Source organism: Pseudomonas sp. SA195 (assembly GCF_054131565.1).
The window spans coordinates 254,318-275,373 of the sequence record NZ_CP096392.1; the positions used below are offsets into that span (position 1 = coordinate 254,318).

The following is a 21,056-nucleotide window of genomic DNA, read 5'->3' on the forward strand; positions in this document are numbered from 1 at the left end:
ATCGGCACGGCCAGCGGCATGCCGGCTGCCTGAGTCATTCAGTTGTCGACCCGAGGTGACCATGAAAGCCCTGATTCTAGGTGCGCTGGCCGTATTGCTGGCTGGCTGCGCCAGCGGCCCACGCATCGATACCCGCCATACTTCATTGGGCCAGGACAGCCGGGCGCAATTCATTGTCCTGCACTACACCTCGAGCGACCTGCAGCGCTCGCTGGAGATTCTCAAGGGTGACGGGGTCAGCAGCCACTACCTGATTGGAGAATCGCCAGCCACTATCTACCGGCTGGTCGATGAGGACCGACGCGCCTGGCATGCTGGCGATAGCCAGTGGAATGGGCGCACCTGGCTCAATTCGAGTTCCATTGGCATCGAGTTGGTCAACCGTGGCTACATTGAGGACGCGCAGGGGCGGCGGCTCTGGTATCCCTATTCGGAGGCGCAAATCGACGCGCTCGTCGTCCTGCTCAAGGACATCATGCAGCGCCACTGGCTCAAGCCTGGCGCAATCGTCGGGCACAGCGACATCGCCCCGCAGCGCAAGGTGGATCCGGGGCCCTTGTTTCCTTGGAAACGGCTCGCAGAGGAAGGGCTGGTGCCTTGGCCAAACGCAGCCGCTGTTGCGCGGCAGCAATCGATCTTCGCGCAGCAGCTGCCGGATGTCGGCTGGTTCCAGCGCCAGCTGGCGATCCAGGGCTACAAGGTGCCGACCCATGAGCATCTGGATTTGGAGACGCGCAACGTGATCGCAGCGTTTCAAATGAAGTATCGACCGTCGCGGTTCGATGGCGAGCCGGATGCTGAGACTGCAGCGCTGCTGCACGTGCTCAACGCGGCACTCGCTGCGCCCTAAGACCGCTCGGTGCAGCCGATCAACCTGGAATCGGCCAGGGCTGCGGTTCGATGGTCGGTAGCGGCGCGGTATTCAGGATCGGCCAGCATCGCCAGGAAGGCCGCTCGCGAGGGATAGCGGACCAGCAGCATCCGGTCCCAATGCTCATCGGCCGGAGCAATCAGGGCGACATGGGCCCGCGCCATCACCTGCACCTCGCCACCCGCTTCACGGACCTTCGTCAGTGCGGTGCGACTGTAGCGCGCATACGCCTCGGCACCGCTGCACGCTGCATGGGGCGAGCTGTCAGGGTAGTGCGCCTCCTGGTGGAAGCGCAGCAGATTGAGCATGAGAATGGGTATGTCGGCGGGCATGCGCTCGGCGAACTGCTGCATTTGTTCCGCGGTAGGGTTGAGATGGGCGGGCATGGCGGCTCCTTTCGTTGGCCGTCGCCCGCCTGGCTCAGATGGGCAGGGCGATGTAGAAGATGGTGCCGTGGCCGATGCGTGAATGCACGCCGATGCGACCACCATGCAGCTGGGCGATCTCCTTGCATAAGGCAAGCCCCAGTCCAGCCCCGCCGCGCCGCCGACCGATCTGCACGAAGGGCTCGAAGATTCGCGCCTGCTGGCTGTAGGGGATGCCTTCGCCGTTATCTTCCACGCTGAGGATCACACGTTCGCCATGGTGCCGCGCCAGCAGCCGGATTTCGCCGCCCTTGGGCGTGTGCCGCAGCGCGTTGCTGAGTAGGTTGTCCAGCACGCGCTCCATCTGTTGGCGATCAAGCAGCAGGTTCGGCAGCAAGGCCTGCAGTTCCAGCTCAATCTCGATATCGTTCTCGGCGGCCGCCGCGACGAAGCGCTCGCGGGCTTCGCTAAGCAGCGCCGCCGGGTCGCATGGCACGCGTTCGAGCTTTTGTTGCCCGCTCTGGTAGCGGGAGAAGTTCAGCAGGTCGTTGATCAGCGTGACCAGGCGTTGCATCTCTTCGTGCACGGTGCTGAAGAGGTCGGCCTCGCGGCTGCTCGCCGGGTAATGGGTGCGCTCGCGCAAGAGGCTGAAGGCCATCTGCATACCGGTTACCGGCGTGCGCAGTTCGTGCGAGGCGCGCAGCACGAATTCATTGCGTACGCGCTCGAAGGTGCGCTGGTCGGTGACGTCGTGCAAGACCATCACCGCGCCGCTGATACGGCCGTCATGGTGGTTCACCGGGCTCAGGCGCCAGGAAAGCAGGCGTCGCTCGCCGTCGGCTTCGATTACCAGGTCGTCCGGCGGACCGGAGAGCGGCTTGTCGTCCAGCACCAGGCGTGCGGCCTCGTCCAGTTCCGGATGGCCCAGCGCTTCGCCGAGCGTCGAGCCGATGTGTTCGGTTTCCCAAGCGAGCTGCCGCTGTGCGACCGGGTTGGCGTGCTCCAGGCGGCCCTGCCGATCGATGATCAGCAGGCCATCGTCGATGCTGTCCAGCAGGGCCTGGAGGCGTTGCTGGCCGTTGACCAAGGCATCAATGTTGGTCTGCTTGAAGGTGTGCAGGGCCTGCGACATCAAGCCGAAGCGCCGGCTCAACGAAGACAGTTCGGCAATGGGCGAGCTAGGCAGCGTGATATTGAAATCGCCGCGGCCAATCTGGTCCGCCACGCTCGACAGTTGCTCGATGGGGTCGCCAAAGCGCCGTGCGAAGCTGTGCGCCGTTACAAAGCCGATCAGCAGGACGGCGATGCCCGTCAAGCCGAGCAGGCCCGCAAGTAGCTGGGCCCGCTCGCGGCTGCGGATCTCGGTGTCTCGGATCTGATCGTAGGCATCTTGCTGCATATCGACCATCAACGAACGCACCCGATTGAAGGCGCGGCGCAGGCCGTTGTCCTCCAGCAGCGTAAGCGCCTGCGCGGCCGGTGCCTCGAGCATGGCGAGAAACGCGGCATAGGCTTGTTCGATGGCGCGGTAATCATCGCGGCTGGCTTCGTCTGCCGCTTCGGCCAAGCCTCTGGCCAGGGCTGTTTCGAAGGCCTGGCGCGGTTCGTCGAGGGCGGCATTGTCGCGATCCGTGCGCACCAGGATCAGCAGATGATTGCCCAGCGCCTGACGCAGTTGCTGGTTGGCCTCGATCACACCGAAGTTGTCGCGGATCAGCTTCTCTTGGCTCTTGGCCATCTGCACCACGCTGACGAGCGCCAGGACCAGGCCCAGCAATGCAACGGTCATCAGCGCCGAGAACCCGAGGAAGAGTCGGGTCCGGAGCTTCATCTGAATCTTCATAGGCCGTATTGCTTGCGCTTCCGGTAGAGGGTCGACGCGTCGATGCCGAGCGTCCGGGCGGCCTGTTCGAGTGTTTCACTGGTACTCAGCACGCCGGCGATGTGGGCGCGTTCCAGTTGCTCCAGACTCATGGCTTCACCGATGCGTGGCGCGTTGCTGACGGCCTGGTCTGCCAGGCCGAGGTGGCTCACCTCGATCATTTCCTGCGGGCAGATGATGCTGGCGCGCTCGACGACGTTGCGCAGTTCGCGCACGTTGCCGGGCCAGCGGTAGGCCTTGAGGGCCGCGATGGCGGCGTCGCTGAAGCCGCGCGCCGGCCGGCCATAGCTCTTTACGAACGAGGCCAGGAAACGTTCGGCCAAGGTCAGCACGTCTTCTGGGCGCTCGCGCATCGGTGGCAAGTTGAGCGTGATGACGTTCAAGCGGTAGAGCAGATCCTCGCGGAACTTGCCTTCACGGACCATTTCCTCGAGGTTCAGGTTCGTGGCGGCGAGAATGCGCACATCGGCCCGGCGGGTGACCGGATCGCCGACCCGCTCGTATTCCTTGTCCTGGATGAAACGCAGGAGTTTGGGCTGGAGCGTCAAGGGAAAATCGCCGATCTCGTCGAGAAACAACGTACCGCCGTCGGCCTGATTGACGCGGCCGAGCGTGCTCTCGGTCGCCCCGGTGAAGGCCCCGCGGTTGTGACCGAACAGCTCGCTCTCCATCAGGTCCGCCGATAGCGATGGGCAGTTGATGGTGATGAAGGCTTTCTTGGCGCGACGGCTCCAGTTGTGGATGGCTCGGGCCAGCTCGCCCTTGCCGGTGCCGGACTCGCCGAGAATGAGGATATTGGCGTCGGTGTCGGCCACCTGCCGGGCGGTTTCCAGCACATTCATCATGGCCGGGCTGTGCGAGCCGAGCGCGTCGTTGCGCTTTTGGACCTCGCCTTCGAGCGCTTCGAGCCGTGCCGCCATCTGCCGGACTTCCAGCTGCTTGGCCGCCGACAGCCGCAGCTGCTCGGGGCTACAGGGCTTGACCAGATAGTCCGCCGCGCCCGCCTGCATGGCATCGACCGCGGTGTCGACCGCCGAATGGGCTGTGACGATCACCACGCGCATCCAGGGGGCTATCACGCGCATCTGTTGCAGAACGTCCAGGCCGTTGTCCTCGCCGAGGCGCAGGTCGAGGAAGCATAGGTCGAAGACCTGGCGCTGCAGGACGGCTTCGGCCTGCGATGCGCTAGCGGCAGTGACAACCGTATAGCCGCGATCCTCCAGGCAGTAGCGGAAGGTACGCAGGATCGCGGCCTCGTCATCTACCAGAAGAATACGGCCACCGGTGTCGGTCGTTTGGTCCATGGATGCTCCAGGTTGGCAAAGCGGATTAGCAGCTGAATCGGAAGGTACGACGGGCGCCCGGTTAGCGGCTGAGCGGGCGGCCGCACTCGAGCGCCTGCATTAGTCTACGGAAAGTCTTGCAAGTTGCACGGTCAGGTTGGGGCTTTACTGCAGCCTGCAATCACTCAGCAAGCGAAACGATTGCCTAAGTCGTTGTTTTCTTTAACTTTGCCATGTGAAAAAGTCTGGCACGCGCCTTGCGGCGAGAGGGCACAACTGACTGTCTGACTTGCCTCGAACGGGGCGCTGGAGGAATCAAATGGCCCACACCATGACGCAACTGAACGAGCTGATCGAAATCACCCGCGACGGCCAACATTTCTATCAGCACGCAATGGAGGCGGTGAAGGACGTCGAACTCCAACACCTGTTCCGTGATCTCGCCCAGGCCAAGACGCACGTCATTCAAGCGCTGTCGGTGAAGGTCGCCGCCAATCAGGAGCAGCCAGCGCAGGGTGGAACTACAGCCGGCAAATTGCGGGAGGTCTACGCCGACACCAAGGCGCGCCTTGGCGACCCCGACGCGGTGTATGTGGACCAACTGGACCAGGCGGAGGAACGCATCCTGGGCGCCTTCGAAGACGCGCTGAAAAGCGCCGAGCCCGATGTGCGTGCGCTGCTTGCCATCGAGCTGCCGAAGCTACGCGCCTGCCACGCTCGCATCCATGCGCTCAATCACCGCGGCGATGACGCCTAGGTGGGGATTAGGCCGTCGTGCATTTCGCACGGGCCCGCTTCGGGGCATCGTGCAAATTAAATTGGCGGCAAGCAGGTTGGTGTAGATAAGTTATTGAAATACAAATTAAAAATAACTAGATAAAGCTGGCATGCGGAGTGCAATCCATTAGGTAATTCAGATTGCCCCGCATGCTTAGAAGGAGTTGAGGATGAATCGCAACGCACGCTTCTCACTGGTTGGAAAGGCTTGTCTTACCGCTGCGGTCGTAACTCTTCTCGTTGGTGCCGAGCGGCCGATGTCGCAACCGCTCAGCCAGACGCAACAGCAGCCGGCGGAACGAATCCGCATGTATGACGCTCAACCGGTAGGGGTCGTGCAGACCGGACCCGAACCACGTTCTATCGACTATCTGCAGGTCCGGTCGGAGCAACGCTGGGTTTTCTGAGTAGTAGATCCGCCAATCTCAACGCGACGATCCCGCTGAGATGTTCCTGAACCGAAGAGGAGAGACACCATGCTGAGTTGGGCCATTACCTTTCTGATCATCGCCATCATCGCTGCGGTACTGGGCTTCGGTGGTATCGCCGGCACCGCAACGGGTATCGCGAAGATCCTGTTCGTCGTGTTCCTGGTGCTGTTCGTGGCATCGCTGATCTTCGGCCGTGGTCGCGGCCCGCGGGTCTGACGCAACCATGCCGCCCGTAAGGGCGGCTGCAATACCGAAGGAAGCGGCACCGGACAGGACGCCAAAATCTAGAGTGGTTGCCCACGCAGCCCTCCACTGATCGGACGGCTCGCTGGCGAGCCATCCAACCCCGCGTAGCGGGTGAACCAAGGGGTCGGGACGCTCTGCTATCGGAGCGACCTAGGGGTACAGGGGGTACCTCCGGCACGGGCCAGGTTCAGCGACGCGCAACCGAAGGTGGCACTCACCACCTTCGGTTCGTATCTATCTCTCCCTCCGTTGTGCTTAAACGTATCCGTTACGTTATCCGCGCGAACCGCACTGTTCTCCAGCCGGCGTTGGTCAAGGCATGACCGTCACCCGTCGACGCCGCTATCATCGCGACCAGTCATCCGCGGGAGAACAACATGCTCAATGGCCTCTGGCTTGGCTTTTTCGTCGTCGCGGCTATTGCGGCGTTCGCTAGGTGGCTGATCGGTGGAGACCCTGGCGTCTTTGCGGCGTTGGTCGAGAGCCTGTTCGCCATGGCCAAGCTGGCCGTGGAAATCATGATCGTGCTGTTCGGCACCCTGACGCTCTGGCTCGGCTTCCTGCGAATCGCGGAAAAGGCCGGGCTGATCGAATGGCTGGCCCGTCTGCTTGGCCCCCTGTTCAGGCGGCTGATGCCCGAGGTGCCGGCCGGTCACCCGGCGCTGGGTTTGATCACGCTGAATTTCGCCGCCAATGGCCTTGGCCTGGATAACGCGGCCACGCCTATCGGGCTGCGTGCAATGCGAGCACTGCAGGAGCTTAACCCCTACCCAACCGTGGCGAGCAATGCGCAAATTCTCTTTTTGGTGCTCAACACCTCGTCCTTGACCCTCCTACCTGTCTCGATCTTCATGTACCGCGTCCAGCAGGGCGCGGAGGATCCCACGCTCGTCTTCCTACCGATCCTGCTGGCAACCACCGCATCGTCGCTCGCCGGGCTTCTGGCCGTCGCGCTCGTCCAGCGGCTGCGCCTCTGGGACCCGGTTGTGCTCGCCTATCTAGTACCCGGTGCGCTGTTGCTTGGCGGTTTCATCGCGCTGCTGGCCGGGCTCTCCGCTACGGCGCTGGCTGCCCTGTCGTCGTTGCTGGGCAACCTGACGCTGTTCGGCCTGATCATCGCCTTCGTCGTGATTGGCGCGCTGCGCAAGGTGCCGGTGTACGAGAGCTTCGTCGAGGGGGCGCAGGAAGGCTTCGACGTTGCCAAGAGCCTGTTGCCGTACCTCATTGCCATGCTCTGCGCGATCGGCGTGCTGCGCGCATCCGGCGCGCTGGATTTCGGACTAGACGGCATCCGTTGGTTGGTCGAGGTGCTGGGCTGGGACACCCGCTTCGTCGATGCGCTACCGACGGCACTGGTCAAACCGTTTTCCGGCAGTGCAGCACGGGCGATGTTGATCGAAACGATGCAAAGCCAAGGGGTCGACAGCTTTCCCGCGTTAGTCGCCGCGACGGTGCAGGGCAGCACCGAGACGACCTTCTACGTGCTGGCGGTGTATTTCGGTGCGGTCGGGATTCAGCGCGCGCGGCATGCGGTGGGGTGTGCTTTGGCGGCAGATGCCGCGGGGATCACCGCGGCGATCCTGGTGTGCTATTGGTTTTTTGGCTAAGGCCGGTCGAGGCTTTAGCCTGGCGTGGGCGTTAGCCCGCTACTCGCTGCCAGACCCGGAACAACGGCTCTGCCAGAAACATCACCAGAAACAACCGCAAAACCTGCACGGCCGTCACCAGCGCCACGGACAGCTGCAGCGCCTCGGCCGTCAGGCACAGCTCGGTGATACCGCCGGGCATCATGCCCAGCATCAACGAGGTCTGGTTCAGCGTGCTCGCCCAGCCGAGTGCCCCTGCCAGCCCAGCTGCGGCCGCCATGGCGAGAAGCGTGAAGAGCAAGACGCGTAGCAGGAAGATCGGCGCGTTGCGAAAGAACGGCCGATCGAAATGGCAGCCCAGCGAGCAGCCGATCAGCCATTGCCCCAGTTGCCCCGCGCCCGGCGGCAGGCCGAGGTGCAGGTCGAACGTCACCGCGGCGATGGCGCACGCTGTTAGCGGGCCGAGCATCCAGGGATTGGGTTGGCCCAGCCGCTTCCATAGCAAGGCGAGCAAGCCGCCCGCGGGCAGCAGCACGGCGATCCAGAACCAACTTACCGGGTACGGGGCCGGCGGGTCGACCGGCGGCAGGCTCCAGGTAAAGAGTGCCGGCACTACCAGTACGACCAACAGCAGGCGCAGGCTGTGCGCGGCAGCGACGCGAGCAGGTTGGGCATCGTGGCGCGAGGCCAGGTTGACCATTTCGCTTGCCCCACCGGGCATGCTGGCGAAAAAGGCGGTCGCTCGATCGACGCCGCCGCCGCGCATCAGCACCAGAAGGCCGATCAAACCGAGCAGCAGGGTGCCGATAGCGCCGGCCAAAATCACACCGAAGTGGCTGAGTACCTGCTCCATCACCTCGCTGGTGAAGTGCAGGCCGATGGCGCTGGAGATGATCCACTGACCGGCCTGGCGGCCTCGCGGCACCTCCTGCACCAACCAGCCGCTGCAACGAACAAGGATCACCGCCAGCAGCGAGCCGACCATCCAGGGCAGCGGCCAGCCTGCAAGGCTGGCCAGCCAGCCGCCAAGGGCGCCCACCAGCGGGGTCGCCCACCAGGCGGGCAAGCGCAGGGCGCGCATCTCAGCCCTGTGCGGCCAGGGTGGCGCGACGGCGGCGCCCCATGTACCAGCGGATGCCCGGCATTGCCAGCATCAGTACAGCCATGGCCCAGAGGATCAGGGTAATCGGGCTGCCCCAGAGGATGCCCAGCTCGCCGTTGGAAATCGACAGCGCACGGCGCAGGTTGTCTTCCATCATCTCGCCGAGCACGAAGCCAAGAATCAGCGCCGAGAGCGGGAAATCCAGCTTGCGCAGCAGATAGCCGAAGACACCGAGGCCGACCATCAGCACCAGGTCGAAGGTGGTGCTGTGCACCGAATAGACGCCGACCATGCTGATCACGGTGATCGCCGGTACCAGGACCCAGTTCGGCACGGCGAGCATGCGCGAGAACAGGCCGACCAGCGGGATGTTCATGATCAGCAGGATCACATTGCCGATGAACAGCGAGGCGATCAGGCCCCAGACCACGTCTGGCTGCTGTTCGAACAGCAGCGGACCGGGGGTGATGTTGTACAACGTCAGCGCGCCGATCATCACCGCGGTGGTGCCTGAGCCCGGTACGCCGAGGGTCAGCATGGGAATCAACGAGCCGCACGCAGACGCATTGTTCGCGGCTTCCGGCGCGGCGAGGCCACGCAGGTCACCGTCACCGAACTTGCCGCTTTCGCCAGCCATGCGCTTTTCGCTCATGTAGGTCATGGCGCTGGCAATGGTGGCGCCGGCGCCCGGCAAGGTGCCGATGACGAAACCGGCTACGGCGCTGCGGACCATGGTGAAGAAGGTCAGGCAGAACTCCTTGAAGTTGAACAGCAGTCGCCCGCTGGCCTTGACTGCCTGTTGCCCGCTGTGGGTCTTTTCCAGCATCAGCAGGATTTCGCTGACGCTGAAGAAGCCGATCACCACGATGACGAATTGAATGCCGTCCGACAGGCTGACGCTGCCGAAGGTGAAGCGGTACACGCCGGTGGTGGCATCCACGCCGACGGTCGCCAGGCCCAGGCCGATCAGCGCCGACATCAGCGTCTTGACCGGCTTGTCCCCGACCATGCCGCCGAGGCAGGCGATGGCGAAGATCATCAGCACGAAATATTCGGCCGGGCCGAAGGCCACCGCCCATTTGGCCAGCAGTGGCGCGAACAGCACCACCCCGCAGGTGGCGATGATGCTGCCGATAAAGGAGCTGACTGCCGACAGCGACAGGGCGATGCCCGCCTTGCCCTGGCGCGCCAGCGGGTAGCCGTCGAGGGTGGTCATCACCGCGGCGGCGTCGCCCGGCACGTTGAGCAGGATTGCCGAGATGCGGCCGCCGTATTCGCAGCCCAGGTACACCGCGGCGAGCAGGATCAGCGCGGTCTCCGGCGGCAGGCCCAGGGCGAAGGCCAGCGGCAAGAGCAGTGCCACGCCGTTGATCGGGCCCAGGCCTGGGAGCAGGCCGACAATGGTGCCGACAAAGGCGCCGAACAGCGCCACGAGCAGGTTGGTCGGTCGCGTGGCGACATCGAAGCCCTGCATCAAGAAATTCAGTGTTTCCATTTTAGCTCTCCAGCAAACGCAGCACGCCGAGCGGCAGCGGCACGTCCAGCAGGTAATCGAACAGGCCGTAGAGCAACAGGCCCAGCAGCGCACCGCTGATCACGCATGGCCACAGGCGACCGTTGAACAGCAGGCCTAGGGCGAAGCCGGCCAGCGCGGTTGAAATCACGAAGCCCAGTGGCTCGAACAGCAACGCGTAGGCCAGGAGCACCAGGATGCAAAGGGCGGCGCGGCGGGCCATGGCCCAATCGAAAGCTGGCGTCGGCTCGCCCTTGGGCTTGCACAGCAGCCAGAGCGAACCGATGCCCATCAAGAACAGCAGGAGCAGCGGGTAGGCGCGCGGGCCGACCGGGTCATAGGCGAATGGCGCCTCGAAGCCCCAGGCGAGCAGCGCGAGACCGACGCAGGCGAGCAGCCAGGCCGCGGCGAAGACACGAACGTACATTGGAGTTACCTCGGCAGGAGTCGGCGCCGCGCAGGCGTGGCGCCGACGGGGTGTTACTTGACCAGGCCGAACTCGCCGGCGAGATCCTTGTACTCCTTGACCTGCTTGTCGACGAAGGCCTTGAGCTCGTCGCCGGTCATCGACAGCGGGAAGAGGTCGCGCTGTTCACGCAGCTTGGCGAAATCCTCGTCGGCCAGCAGGGTGTCGAACTGGGTCTTCCACCAGTTGAAGTCTTCATCGCTGACCTCCGGGCCCATATAGAAGCCGCGGATCACCGGCCAGCTGATGTCGAAGCCCTGCTCCTTGGCGGTCGGGATCTCGCTCATCTTGCCCGGCAGGCGCTCGTCCGACAGCACCGCGAGAATGCGGATCTTGCCGGCGTCGAGCTGCGGCGCCACTTCACCTAGGCCGCTACTGGTGACCTGCACATGGCCGCCAAGCATGGCGGTGAGCGTCTCGCCGCCGCCTTCGAACGCCACGTAGCGCAGCTTCTTGACGTCCACACCGGCGGCGCGGGCGATCAGTGCGGTCTGCATCCAGTCCTGGCCGCCGATGGTCGCGCCAGCGCCGAAGACCACGCTGCCCGGATCCTTCTTCACGGCAGCGATCAGGTCATCGAGGTCCTGGTAGGGCGAATCGGCGCGTACCGAAATGGCGCCATAGTCAGTGCCGATACCGGCCAGCCAGCGGACGGCGGATTCGTCGTAGCGGCCGAACTTGCCTTGTGCCAGGTTCAGCAGCGAGCCGCTGGAGAACGCGGTGATGGTGCCTGGCTCGTCGGCGCGCTGGGCAACCACGGCGTTGTAGGCGACCGCACCGACACCGCCCGGCATGTAGGTGACGCGCATCGGCGCTTCAAGCAGGCCGGCATCTTTTAGGCCGCTCTGGGCCAGCTTGCAGGTCAGGTCGAAGCCGCCGCCGGGCTTGGCCGGGGCGATGCATTCGGGGCGCTTGGGCTCGGCCATCAGCTGGCTCGAGAGCATCAAGCAGGACGAGAGCAGGGCGAAACGACGAAATGCGTTCTTCATGGGTGTCTCCTCGGTTTCTTATTGTGGACGGCTTTACCAGATCGGCAGGCTGTAGCTGACGATCAGGCGGTTTTCATCGGCATCGCGGGCGAAGTCAGAGCGGTACATCGCGTTGCGCCAACGCACCGCCACGTTTTTCAGCGGGCCGCTTTGCACCACGTACTTCAGTTCGATATCGCGTTCCCACTCGCTGCCGTTGTCGCCGCCGCTGTACTCGGCGTTGTCACCCGAGACGTAGCGGGTGAGGAAGGTCAGCCCAGGGATGCCGATGGAGGCGAAGTTGTAGTCGTAACGTGCCTGCCAGGAGCGCTCATCGGCGTTGGCGAAGTCGTTGATCTGGACGAAGTTGACCAGGTACGGGTTGCTGCCGTCGATGTAGGCATAGCCCGTGTCGCCGCGCATCTGCTGGTAGCCGAGGCTAACTTTGTGGCCGCCCAGGCTGTAGCCGAGCATGCCGTTCCAGGCCTGGTTGTCGATCTCGCCACCGTTGGCCGCGCCAGTGTCGTCGCTGATCATCAGGCGCACGTCTGCGCTTAGCGAGGACTGCTCGCCGAGCGGCTGCACTGCCAGCAGGTTGAAAAAGTGCTGGCGGTAGATGTCGTCCAGCTCCGAGGCGTAGTAGGTGCCAGTGAAGCGCTCGCTGAAGCGGTACTCGACACCAGCGAACGTCAGATGATCGGCCTCGGCAGCACGGGCGAAGCGGCTGTTCTTGTTGTTCAGCTGCAGGTCCTGCGAGTCGGTCGAGGCGCGGTCGATCACTTTGTCGAAGCGCCCACCAATCAGCGTCAGGCCGTCGATGTCGGTGGACATCAGCGTGGTGCCTTCGAACAGCTGCGGCAGGGTGCGGCTATCGCTGGCGTTGGCGATCGGCATTTCCGGCAGATGGGTGCCGTAGCGCAGTTCGGTCTCGCCAATCTTCGCCTTGGCGGTCAGGCCCAGACGGCTGAACTCATCAGGCGTGCTGCCGTCCTCGTTGACGGGCAGCAGATCGGTGCCGGCACGGCCGCCGCCCGAGTCGAGCTTGACGCCGAGCATACCGAGCGCGTCCAGGCCGAAGCCCACGGTGCCTTCGGTGAAACCGGACTGAACGTCGAGAATGAAGCCCTGGGTCCATTCCTCGCGTTTGGATTGGCCGGTGCCTTCGCGGAAGTCGCGGTTGAGGTAAATGTTCTGGGTTTGCAGCGTGGCGCTGCTGTCCTCGATGAAATCAGCCTGGGCAAGCGGTGCCAGCGAGGCGGCCGCGACAGCGAGGGCGAGACGGGCGTGTACGGGTGTTTGTCTGACGACAGTCAGCATCCTTGGATCTCCACTATTGTTTTTGTTGTGACGGCCTTGAGCCGTGCCGGTGGATCTGGCCACCTGCGGCGATCCTAGGCGGCGAAACTTTCACCAGCCTTTCACGCGCGAAAGCAGCATGTCGCAAGCCCAGTCGCTACACTGGCGCACCTTGCGTATCGGGCAGAGGACAGGCAATGCGGATACTTCTCGTCGAGGATCACCCTCAGCTCGCCGAAAGCGTGGCTCAGGCGCTGCGCGCGGCCGGCTGGACTGTGGACCGGCTCGACGACGGCATCGCGGCCGATCTGGCTCTGGCGAGCGAGGACTACGCGCTGGCAATCCTCGACGTCGGCCTGCCCCGGCTCGATGGCTTCGAGGTGCTGGCGCGTCTGCGCGGGCGTGGCAAGACGCTGCCGGTGTTGATGCTCACCGCGCGCGGTGAGGTCAGCGACCGCGTCCATGGGCTCAACCTCGGTGCTGACGATTACCTGGCCAAGCCGTTCGAGCTGTCGGAGCTGGAGGCGCGGGTCAAGGCGTTGTTGCGCCGCAGCGTCGCCGGTGGCGAGCGCCAGCAGCGCTGCGGTGCGCTGGTCTATGACCTGGACGCCCGCCGCTTCAGCCTCGACGGCCAACCGCTGAGCCTCACCTCGCGCGAGCAGGGCGTGCTCGAAGCGCTGATTACCCGGCCGGGGCGGGTGATGAGCAAGGATCAGCTTGCCGCCCTGGTCTTTGGGCTCGACGAGGAAGCCAGCGCCGACGCCATCGAGATCTATATTCACCGGCTGCGTAAGAAGCTTGAAGGCGGCGCGGTGCGGATCGTCACCTTCCGCGGGTTGGGTTACCTGCTGGAGGCCGTGGATGCCTGAATGGCGGCGCGCCGGAAGCCTGCGCGCCGGGTTGCTGCTCTGGCTGGCGGCGTTGCTCGCGCTGTTGTTGTTGTTCAGTGGCTGGAGTGCCTATTGGAACGGCCGCGCCGCCGCCGATACCGCCTACGACCGCACCCTGCTGGCCTCGGCCCGCGCCATTGCCGACGGGCTTGTCACCAACGAGGGCAAGCTGCGCGCCAACGTGCCCTACATCGCGCTCGATACGTTTGCCTACGACAGCGCGGGGCGCATCTATTACCAGGTGCTGGACACCGCCGGCGAATTGGTCAGCGGCTACGAGCACTTGCCCGCGCCAGGCCCCGAAGTGTTACGTACCGATGACTACCCGGCACTGGCGCGCTTCTACGACGGCGAGTTCCAGGGCCAGGGTGTGCGCCTGGTCAGCCTGCTGCAGCCGCTCAGCGACCCGGCCCTCACGGGCATCGCTGAAATTCGGGTCGCCGAAACCCTGGGCGCGCGCGAGCGCATGGCGCGCAGCCTGCTCACCGATACCCTCTGGCGGGTCGGGGTGCTGGCGATCGCCGCGCTTGTGCTCGTCTGGCTTGCGGTCAGTCGCGCGCTGCGCCCGCTTGGGCGGCTCAGCGAAGCGGTCGAACTGCGCGAGCCGGATGACCTGCGCCCGCTGCCGCTGGTCTCGGTGCAGCGCGAGTTCCGGCCGCTGGTGCTGGCGCTCAATCACTTCACCGAACGCTTGCGTGGGCAGCTGGAACGGCAGGCGCAATTCATCGCCGATGCCTCGCACGAACTGCGTACACCGCTGGCGGCGCTCAAGGCGCGCCTGGAACTGGGCTTGCGCGACCCGGAGCCGCAGCGTTGGAAACTGACCCTGGAGGAGGCCGAGGAGCACACCGATCGCGTCGTCCACCTGGCCAACCAGCTGCTCTCACTGGCGCGCATCGAAAGCGGCGTGCAGGCCATGGCCGAAGGCGGCACCCAACGTCTCGACCTGTCGCAGTTGGCGCGCGAGCTGGGGCTGGCGATGGCCGCGCTGGCGCACCAGCGGGGCGTGGCGCTCGCACTGGAAGCCGACCAGCCAGTATGGGTACATGGCGAGCCGACCCTGCTCAACGAGCTGCTCAGCAACCTGGTCGACAACGCGCTGGCGCATACGCCGGCAGGCGGCAATGTGGTTATTCGCGTGCTGCCGCAACGGGTGTTGGAGGTTGAAGATGACGGCCCCGGCATACCGGCCAGTGAGCGCGAGCGGGTCTTTGCACGTTTTTATCAGGTCAAGCGCGGGCGCGGCGCCGGCCTGGGCCTGGCGATCGTCGGTGAGATCAGCCGCGCCCACCGCGCCCGCATCGAGCTCGGCGAGGCGGCGCTCGGTGGCCTGCTGGTCAAGGTGCGCTTTCCAGCGTCAACGAGCGACGGCGTCGATTAACGGTGCCTCGGCGACCATGACCTGATTACGCCCGCTGTGCTTGGCGCGGTAGAGCGCTGCGTCGGCGGCATCGAGCAGCTGTGCTGGGCTGGTATCACGGGGCGGCAAGCTCGCCACGCCGATGCTGATCGTCAAGGTCACGCGGGTTTCGCCATGGCTCAGCGCCAGCCGCTCGACCGCGTCGCGGATGCGCTCGGCCAACGGGGCCGCCTCGGGCGCGGCGAGGCCCGGCAGGATCATCGCGAATTCTTCGCCGCCGTAGCGCGCCACCACCTCGCCGGCGCGCTGGCCGTGCTGGCGCAGGACCTCCGCTACCTGGCGCAGGCAGCGGTCGCCGAACAGGTGGCCGTGGGTATCGTTGACGCGCTTGAAGTGGTCAATGTCGAGCAGCAGCACGGACAGCGACATCCCGGTGCGCACCGCGCGGCGAATCTCTTCGTCCAGCATCAGGTCGAAATGCCCGCGGTTAGACAGTTGGGTCAGCGCATCGGTAACGCTGACGCGTGTGAGCTGCGCGTTGACCTGCTCCAGCCCGCGCTTGGCGTCCTCCAGCGCCCGGGTGCGCTCATAGACCCGCGCCTCCAGTGCCTCGTTGCTGCGGATCTGCGCCGACAGTGCTTCCTGCTGCGCGCTCAGCCGCGACTCCCGTTCCTGAGCCAGCGCCAGCGATGCCTGCAGCGCACTGTGCTGGGCGCTGATGCGGCTCTCGCGCTCTTGATTGATGCGCTCGGCCAGCGCCATCGACAAGAGCACGAATTCGGTGAACATGCCGATCAATTGGCCGTGCAGCGTCAGTGCGTTCAACGGCAGCACGCCCTCGAGCGCGAGCAGGTGCACGATCGTCGCCACCAGCAGGGTCGCCCAGGCGATAGTGAACATGCGTGCCGCACCGTTGCCACGTCGCCACAGGTTGATCACCGCCGCCATCGTCAGCACGCAATGCACCAGCACCATCGGCTCGATCGCCAAATACCGAGTAAGGTTCGGCGCCGCGATGATCGCCACGATCACCACTGCCCAGTAGATCATCAGGACCCAGGTCACCAGCCAGGGCCAGCCGCCATAACGGCGCGTGGCGAGGAAGCGGCTGGCGAAGAGCAGCGGGGTAAACAGAGTCAGTGCAGCGGAGAGCCCATAGAAGTGACGGGCTAGGGCCGGTGTATCTGGCCAGACGAACAACTGACCGAAGCCGGTCATCGCCAGGATGTAAAAAAGCGCGCTGAGCAGGTAGGCCACGTAGAAGAGGTACGCGCGGTCTCGGGTAAAGATGAAGAGGCTGCTGTTGTAGAGCAGTATCACCAGCATGCCGCCGAAGAACAGGCTGATCATCGCCACATCCGTGATCTTGTCGGCGGCGAAGCCTGCTTCATCGAACAGCGTCAGCGGAAGGGCGATCAGCTCTCGCGCCTGGACCTGCATGTACACCACTGCCTTTTCGCCTGGCTCGATTTCGATGGGAAACACCAGGTTGTTGCTTTCCAGTGGGCGTCCGGCCATCGGCAAGTGATCGCCGGCATACATCGGCGGGCCCCAGCTATCGCTGGCCGGGTAATAGAGCCGCACCCGAACGACGTCCAGCACCGGCCATTTGAGCGTCAGATACCAGCTGCCGGCCGGTGTGAACACACTGCTTTCCAGGCTGAAGCGCAGCCAGGCGCCTTCGCGCTGCTTGCCGAGGTTGGGTTTGGCGAGCGGTTGCCACGGCCAGCCGGCCTGTTGCGCGGTGGTGAAGTCTGCATCCGGGTGCCCCTCGATCCACTCGATCGCGCCGGCGCGCAGTGTCGTGTCAGCCTTGCTGACAACCTCCGGGCTCAACGCCAGGGCTGAACTGCAGACGACAGTCGCGAGCAGCGCCATCAGGCAGCGAATCGTAAGCAGGCAGGTGCGCATTGCGGCCGGAAAACCTCGTGGCTGTTTCGGTGGACTGGAGCGTCCAGCAGGGTATCGGAGCGGTGGGCGAAAGGTTGAGACGATACGGGTGATGTCGTTTTGATGCTACTTGGCATCGACCCAGCGGTCTGCCATCCATCGGAAGCAACCCAAGCGGCCAACTGCGTTCTTGACTGATCGGTCGCGGGGCGCCGCCTAGGTGCTTCGAGCCCGGCCGGCGGCGGCTGCACTCGGCCTTGGCTTGTCGGGCAAGGTGAACCGCTCTGGCGAGTAATTCGCAACCGCTGCGGTTGTGAGACGCCGGCTCACGGCTTTTCATTCGTGCAGCGGGGTTGGAGCGGTTAAACTCCGGGTTCCGTTCGAAAAGGCCCACAAGGTTCGGCCGGATTTAACAACAACTCAAAAGGAGATCTCCCATGAAAGGCACATCCCTCGCATGGGCCCTGTCAGCAGCACTGGCGGGCACAACCTTCGCTGGCCTGGCTCAGGCACAAGAAAACTTCGTCACCATCGGCACCGGTGGCCAGACGGGCGTTTACTACGTCGCCGGCCAGTCGATCTGCCGTTTCGTCAACCGCAACGCCGAGGACCTGAAGTGCAACGCACCAGCGAGTGGCGGCGGCGTGGCCAACGTCAACGGCCTGCGTAGCGGTGAGTTCAACTTCGGCATCATGCAGTCGGACCACCAGTACAAGGCAATGGAAGGCGTCGCGCCGTTCGAGAAAGAAGGCAAGATGGATGACATCCGCGCCGTCTTCTCGCTGCAGAGCGAAGTGTTCACCGTGCTGGCGCGCCGTGACGCCAACATCAAGGGCCTCGACGATCTGAAGGGCAAGCGTGTCAACATCGGCAACCCCGGTTCGGGCCAGCGTGACACGCTCGAAGAGATCATGAACGTCAAGGGCTGGGACAAGTCGGCCTTCGCGCTCGCCGCCGAATTGAAGCCGGCTGAACAGGCCAGCGCCCTGGGCGACAACAACATCGACGCGATGACCTACTTCGTGGGCCACCCGAACGGTGCCATCCAGGAAGCGACCACCACTGTCGACGCGGTTCTGGTGCCGATCACCGGTCCGGAAATCGACAAGCTGCTGGCTGACAAGACCTACTACACCAAGGCCGAGATCCCTGGCGGCCTGTACAAGGGCAACGACAGCGCGACCCAGTCGATCGGCGGCAAGGCCGTCCTGTCGACCACTTCCAAGGTCGATGCTGACGTGGTCTACAAGCTGGTCAAGTCGGTGTTCGAGAACCTCGAGCGCTTCCAGCGCCTGCACCCGGCATTCAAGGACCTGAAGGCCGAGGACATGATCAAGGTTGGCCTGTCCGCGCCGCTGCATGAAGGTGCCGAGCGCTACTACAAGGAACGTGGCTGGATGTAACGGGCTCCGGGCCTGACGCCGATGGCGCACAGGCCCATTGTCCGCGGCTTTCGTCTGGAAACCCGCGCCTTGCGCGGGTTTTCGCGGTTTCCGTTACCTGAAAAAACAGGCCACATTCCATGCAAGACAAAGAACTGTCCACCGAGGAACTGATCGCCCAGGACGTCGGTGCGCGTACGCCGGCGGGGGTCATGTCGGCCGTCATTGCCGGGCTCGCCCTGCTCTGGTCGCTGTTTCAACTGTGGATTGCCTCGCCGTTGCCCTTCGTCCTGGGCTTTGGCGTGCTCAACGACACCGAAACCCGCTCCATCCACCTGGCCTTCGCCCTGCTGCTGGCGTTTCTCGCCTATCCAGCCTTCAAGCGATCGCCCAGGGATCGTGTGCCGCTCGCTGACATTGCCCTGGGGCTCATCGCTGCCGCCACGGCCGCCTACCTGTTCATTGCCTACGAGCAACTGGCCCAGCGCCCTGGCAACCTGACCACGCTCGATCTGGTGACTGCCTGCGTGGGCATTCCGCTGCTGCTCGAGGCCACTCGCCGCGCGCTTGGCCCGCCGCTCGCGATCATCGCGCTGATTTTTCTCGTCTACAGCGTCGCCGGCCCCTGGATGCCAGGTCTGCTGGCGCACCGCGGGGTGAGCCTCACCGCACTGGCCAACCACCAGTGGATCACCACTGAAGGCGTGTTCGGCATCGCCCTCGGCGTTTCCACCAGCTTCGTCTTTCTGTTCGTGTTGTTCGGCGCTCTGCTGGAGCGTGCGGGCGCCGGGCACTATTTCATCCAGCTGGCCTTCAGCATGCTCGGCCATTTCCGCGGTGGCCCGGCGAAGGCCGCCGTCGTTGCCTCCGGCATGACCGGCCTGATCTCCGGTTCGTCGATCGCCAACGTGGTAACCACCGGGACCTTCACCATCCCGATGATGAAGCGCACCGGCTTCTCAGCCGAGAAGGCCGGCGCGGTGGAAGTGGCGTCATCGGTCAATGGGCAGATCATGCCGCCGGTAATGGGCGCCGCGGCCTTCCTGATGGTCGAGTACGTGGGCATTCCCTACGTCGAGGTGATCAAGCATGCCTTCCTGCCGGCGCTGATTTCCTACATCGCGCTCGTCTACATCGTGCATCTGGAGTCGCTCAAGCTTGGCCTTACCGCCCTGCCACCTGCCCAAGCGGCCAAGCCCTGGATGCAGCGTCTGATCGGTTTCGCCTTTGGCGCGGCACTGATTTCGGGGATCTCCCTGGCGGTCTATTACGGCCTCGGCTGGATGAAACCCCTGCTGGGCGATGCCACCTTGTGGGTCGTTGGCGTCCTGCTCGCGATCGTCTATGTCGGCCTGCTCAAAGTCGCTGCGAGCAACCCACCGCTGCCGGACGAAGACCCGGATGCGCCCATCGAGCAGTTGCCCAAGACCCGCCCCGTGCTGCTGTCCGGCCTGCATTTCCTGCTGCCGGTGGTGGTGCTGGTCTGGTGCCTGATGGTCGAACGCTTGTCGCCCGGCCTGTCGGCGTTCTGGGGGTCGGTGATGCTGGTGATCATCCTGCTCACCCAGCGGCCGTTGCTGTCGCTGCTGCGCAAGGATGGTGCCCATGACCACGGCAACTTCATGGACGGCGTCGTCGATCTGCGCGAAGGGCTGATCGCCGGTGCGCGCAACATGATCGGCATCGGCATCGCCACTGCGGCAGCCGGGATCATCGTCGGTGCGGTCTCGCAGACCGGCGTCGGCCTGGTGCTCGCCGACCTGGTCGAACTGCTGTCGATGGGCAACCTGCTGCTGATGCTGCTGCTCACCGCCTTCCTCAGCCTGATCCTGGGCATGGGCCTGCCGACCACTGCCAATTACATCGTGGTGTCCAGCCTGCTGGCGCCGGTGATCGTGGCGCTGGGTCAGCAAAACGGCCTGATCGTGCCGTTGATCGCGGTCCACCTGTTCGTCTTCTACTTCGGCATCATGGCCGACGTGACGCCACCGGTGGGCCTGGCCTCCTTTGCTGCGGCGGCCGTGTCGAAGGGCGATCCGATCAAGACCGGTATCACCGCGTTCTACTACAGCCTGCGCACCGCGGCGCTGCCCTTCCTGTTCATCTTCAATACCGACCTGCTGTTGATCGATGTCGATTTCGCGCACGGAGCGCTGATCTTCATCGTGGCGACCATCGCCATGCTGATCTTCGCCGCCGGCACTCAGGGTTATTTCCTGGTGCGCAGCCGGTGGTACGAGAGTGTGCTGCTGCTGTTGGTCGCATTCACGCTATTCCGCCCGGGCTTCTGGATGGACATGATCCATGACCCGTACCGCGACCTCGAGCCGACCCGGCTGGTCGAGGCTTTGGCCGACGTCGAGGAAGACAGCCAGTTGCGCCTGCGGGTGATGGGTGAGGACGACGTCGGCGACCCGCGCGAGTTCGTCGTGCTGCTGGCCATCCCGGATGGCGAGAGTGGTGAGGAGAAGCTCGAGAAGATCGGCCTGATGACCTATGAAGAGGGCGGCAAGGTGCTGATCGATAGCGTCACCTTCGGCAGCCCGGCCGCAGAGGCGGGCCTGGAGTTCGATCAGGAGATTCTGCGGGTCCGTGCGCCCACGGAGCGTTGGCCGAAGGAGTTCATGTGGATTCCGGCCTTCTTGCTGTTCGGCCTGATTGTCTGGATGCAGCGGCGGCGCCTGAACCGCTGACGCATCGAGCGTAGAAAGCCCCGGTCATGCGCTGCATGGCCGGGGCTTTTTATTG

Annotated in this window: 18 protein-coding genes; 9 read left to right on the forward strand and 9 right to left on the reverse strand. The window is 64.4% G+C overall.

The window, feature by feature from the left end; all coding sequences use genetic code 11:
- The first annotated feature begins 61 nt into the window (after positions 1–61).
- Complete coding sequence (locus M1D78_RS01220; protein WP_437422376.1) at positions 62–850, forward strand: N-acetylmuramoyl-L-alanine amidase; 789 nt, start codon at positions 62–64, stop codon at positions 848–850.
- On the opposite strand, the gene M1D78_RS01225 is transcribed toward M1D78_RS01220, so the two are convergent.
- From M1D78_RS01225 to algB, 3 genes are read right to left on the reverse strand one after another with little or no spacing between them, the layout of a single operon-like run.
- Positions 847–1,257, reverse strand: a complete 411-nt coding sequence (locus M1D78_RS01225) for a DUF1330 domain-containing protein (protein ID WP_437422375.1) — start codon at positions 1,255–1,257, stop codon at positions 847–849. The two genes, M1D78_RS01220 and M1D78_RS01225, sit on opposite strands and share 4 nt — an antisense overlap.
- Before the next feature lie 34 nt (positions 1,258–1,291).
- Positions 1,292–3,079, reverse strand: a complete 1,788-nt coding sequence (locus tag M1D78_RS01230; RefSeq protein WP_437422374.1) for a KinB sensor domain-containing domain — start codon at positions 3,077–3,079, stop codon at positions 1,292–1,294.
- Complete coding sequence (gene algB / locus M1D78_RS01235; protein WP_437422373.1) at positions 3,076–4,422, reverse strand: sigma-54-dependent response regulator transcription factor AlgB; 1,347 nt, start codon at positions 4,420–4,422, stop codon at positions 3,076–3,078. The genes M1D78_RS01230 and algB overlap by 4 nt, the downstream gene beginning before the upstream one ends.
- A gap of 298 nt (positions 4,423–4,720) precedes the next feature.
- On the opposite strand from algB, the gene M1D78_RS01240 reads away from it, so the two are divergent.
- The 4 genes from M1D78_RS01240 (at position 4,721) to M1D78_RS01255 (ending at position 7,462) form a co-directional block, all read left to right on the forward strand.
- Entirely contained in the window at positions 4,721–5,158 is a 438-nt protein-coding gene (locus M1D78_RS01240; RefSeq protein WP_437422372.1) for a ferritin-like domain-containing protein, read from the forward strand.
- A 190-nt stretch (positions 5,159–5,348) separates the two neighbouring features.
- Positions 5,349–5,585, forward strand: a complete 237-nt coding sequence (locus M1D78_RS01245) for a hypothetical protein (protein WP_437422371.1) — start codon at positions 5,349–5,351, stop codon at positions 5,583–5,585.
- 69 nt (positions 5,586–5,654) lie between these two features.
- Complete coding sequence (locus M1D78_RS01250) at positions 5,655–5,825, forward strand: DUF1328 domain-containing protein (RefSeq protein WP_003282841.1); 171 nt, start codon at positions 5,655–5,657, stop codon at positions 5,823–5,825.
- Between the two features lie 407 nt (positions 5,826–6,232).
- Positions 6,233–7,462, forward strand: coding sequence for a nucleoside recognition domain-containing protein (locus tag M1D78_RS01255; RefSeq protein ID WP_437422370.1), 1,230 nt, complete (start codon positions 6,233–6,235; stop codon positions 7,460–7,462).
- A 31-nt stretch (positions 7,463–7,493) separates the two neighbouring features.
- Here M1D78_RS01255 and M1D78_RS01260 read toward each other — a convergent pair whose 3' ends face one another.
- Genes M1D78_RS01260 through M1D78_RS01280 form a run of 5 tightly spaced genes read right to left on the reverse strand, consistent with a single transcriptional unit; the run spans position 7,494 to position 12,807 of the window.
- On the reverse strand, positions 7,494–8,522 hold the full coding sequence (locus M1D78_RS01260; protein ID WP_437422369.1) for an AbrB family transcriptional regulator: 1,029 nt from the start codon (positions 8,520–8,522) through the stop codon (positions 7,494–7,496).
- Between the two features lies 1 nt (position 8,523).
- Positions 8,524–10,038, reverse strand: coding sequence for a tripartite tricarboxylate transporter permease (locus M1D78_RS01265; RefSeq protein WP_437422368.1), 1,515 nt, complete (start codon positions 10,036–10,038; stop codon positions 8,524–8,526).
- 1 nt (position 10,039) lies between these two features.
- Entirely contained in the window at positions 10,040–10,483 is a 444-nt protein-coding gene (locus M1D78_RS01270) for a tripartite tricarboxylate transporter TctB family protein (RefSeq protein ID WP_437422367.1), read from the reverse strand.
- Between the two features lie 53 nt (positions 10,484–10,536).
- On the reverse strand, positions 10,537–11,511 hold the full coding sequence (locus tag M1D78_RS01275) for a tripartite tricarboxylate transporter substrate binding protein (RefSeq protein ID WP_437422366.1): 975 nt from the start codon (positions 11,509–11,511) through the stop codon (positions 10,537–10,539).
- A 33-nt stretch (positions 11,512–11,544) separates the two neighbouring features.
- Entirely contained in the window at positions 11,545–12,807 is a 1,263-nt protein-coding gene (locus tag M1D78_RS01280; protein WP_437422365.1) for an OprD family porin, read from the reverse strand.
- A 176-nt stretch (positions 12,808–12,983) separates the two neighbouring features.
- On the opposite strand from M1D78_RS01280, the gene M1D78_RS01285 reads away from it, so the two are divergent.
- Both M1D78_RS01285 and M1D78_RS01290 read left to right on the forward strand, forming a co-directional pair.
- Positions 12,984–13,655: a response regulator gene (locus M1D78_RS01285; protein WP_437422364.1), complete on the forward strand. Its 672-nt coding sequence runs from the start codon at positions 12,984–12,986 to the stop codon at positions 13,653–13,655.
- Complete coding sequence (locus tag M1D78_RS01290) at positions 13,648–15,057, forward strand: sensor histidine kinase (RefSeq protein WP_437422363.1); 1,410 nt, start codon at positions 13,648–13,650, stop codon at positions 15,055–15,057. The genes M1D78_RS01285 and M1D78_RS01290 overlap by 8 nt, the downstream gene beginning before the upstream one ends.
- Here M1D78_RS01290 and M1D78_RS01295 read toward each other — a convergent pair.
- On the reverse strand, positions 15,034–16,947 hold the full coding sequence (locus M1D78_RS01295) for a sensor domain-containing diguanylate cyclase (protein ID WP_437422362.1): 1,914 nt from the start codon (positions 16,945–16,947) through the stop codon (positions 15,034–15,036). The genes M1D78_RS01290 and M1D78_RS01295 overlap by 24 nt on opposite strands.
- 416 nt (positions 16,948–17,363) lie before the next feature.
- Between M1D78_RS01295 and M1D78_RS01300 the strand changes: the two genes are divergently transcribed.
- Both M1D78_RS01300 and M1D78_RS01305 read left to right on the forward strand, forming a co-directional pair.
- Complete coding sequence (locus M1D78_RS01300; protein WP_437422361.1) at positions 17,364–18,329, forward strand: TAXI family TRAP transporter solute-binding subunit; 966 nt, start codon at positions 17,364–17,366, stop codon at positions 18,327–18,329.
- Between the two features lie 119 nt (positions 18,330–18,448).
- Positions 18,449–21,001 (forward strand): TRAP transporter permease, encoded by a 2,553-nt coding sequence (locus M1D78_RS01305; RefSeq protein WP_437422360.1) that lies wholly within the window; start codon positions 18,449–18,451, stop codon positions 20,999–21,001.
- Positions 21,002–21,056 lie beyond the last annotated feature (55 nt).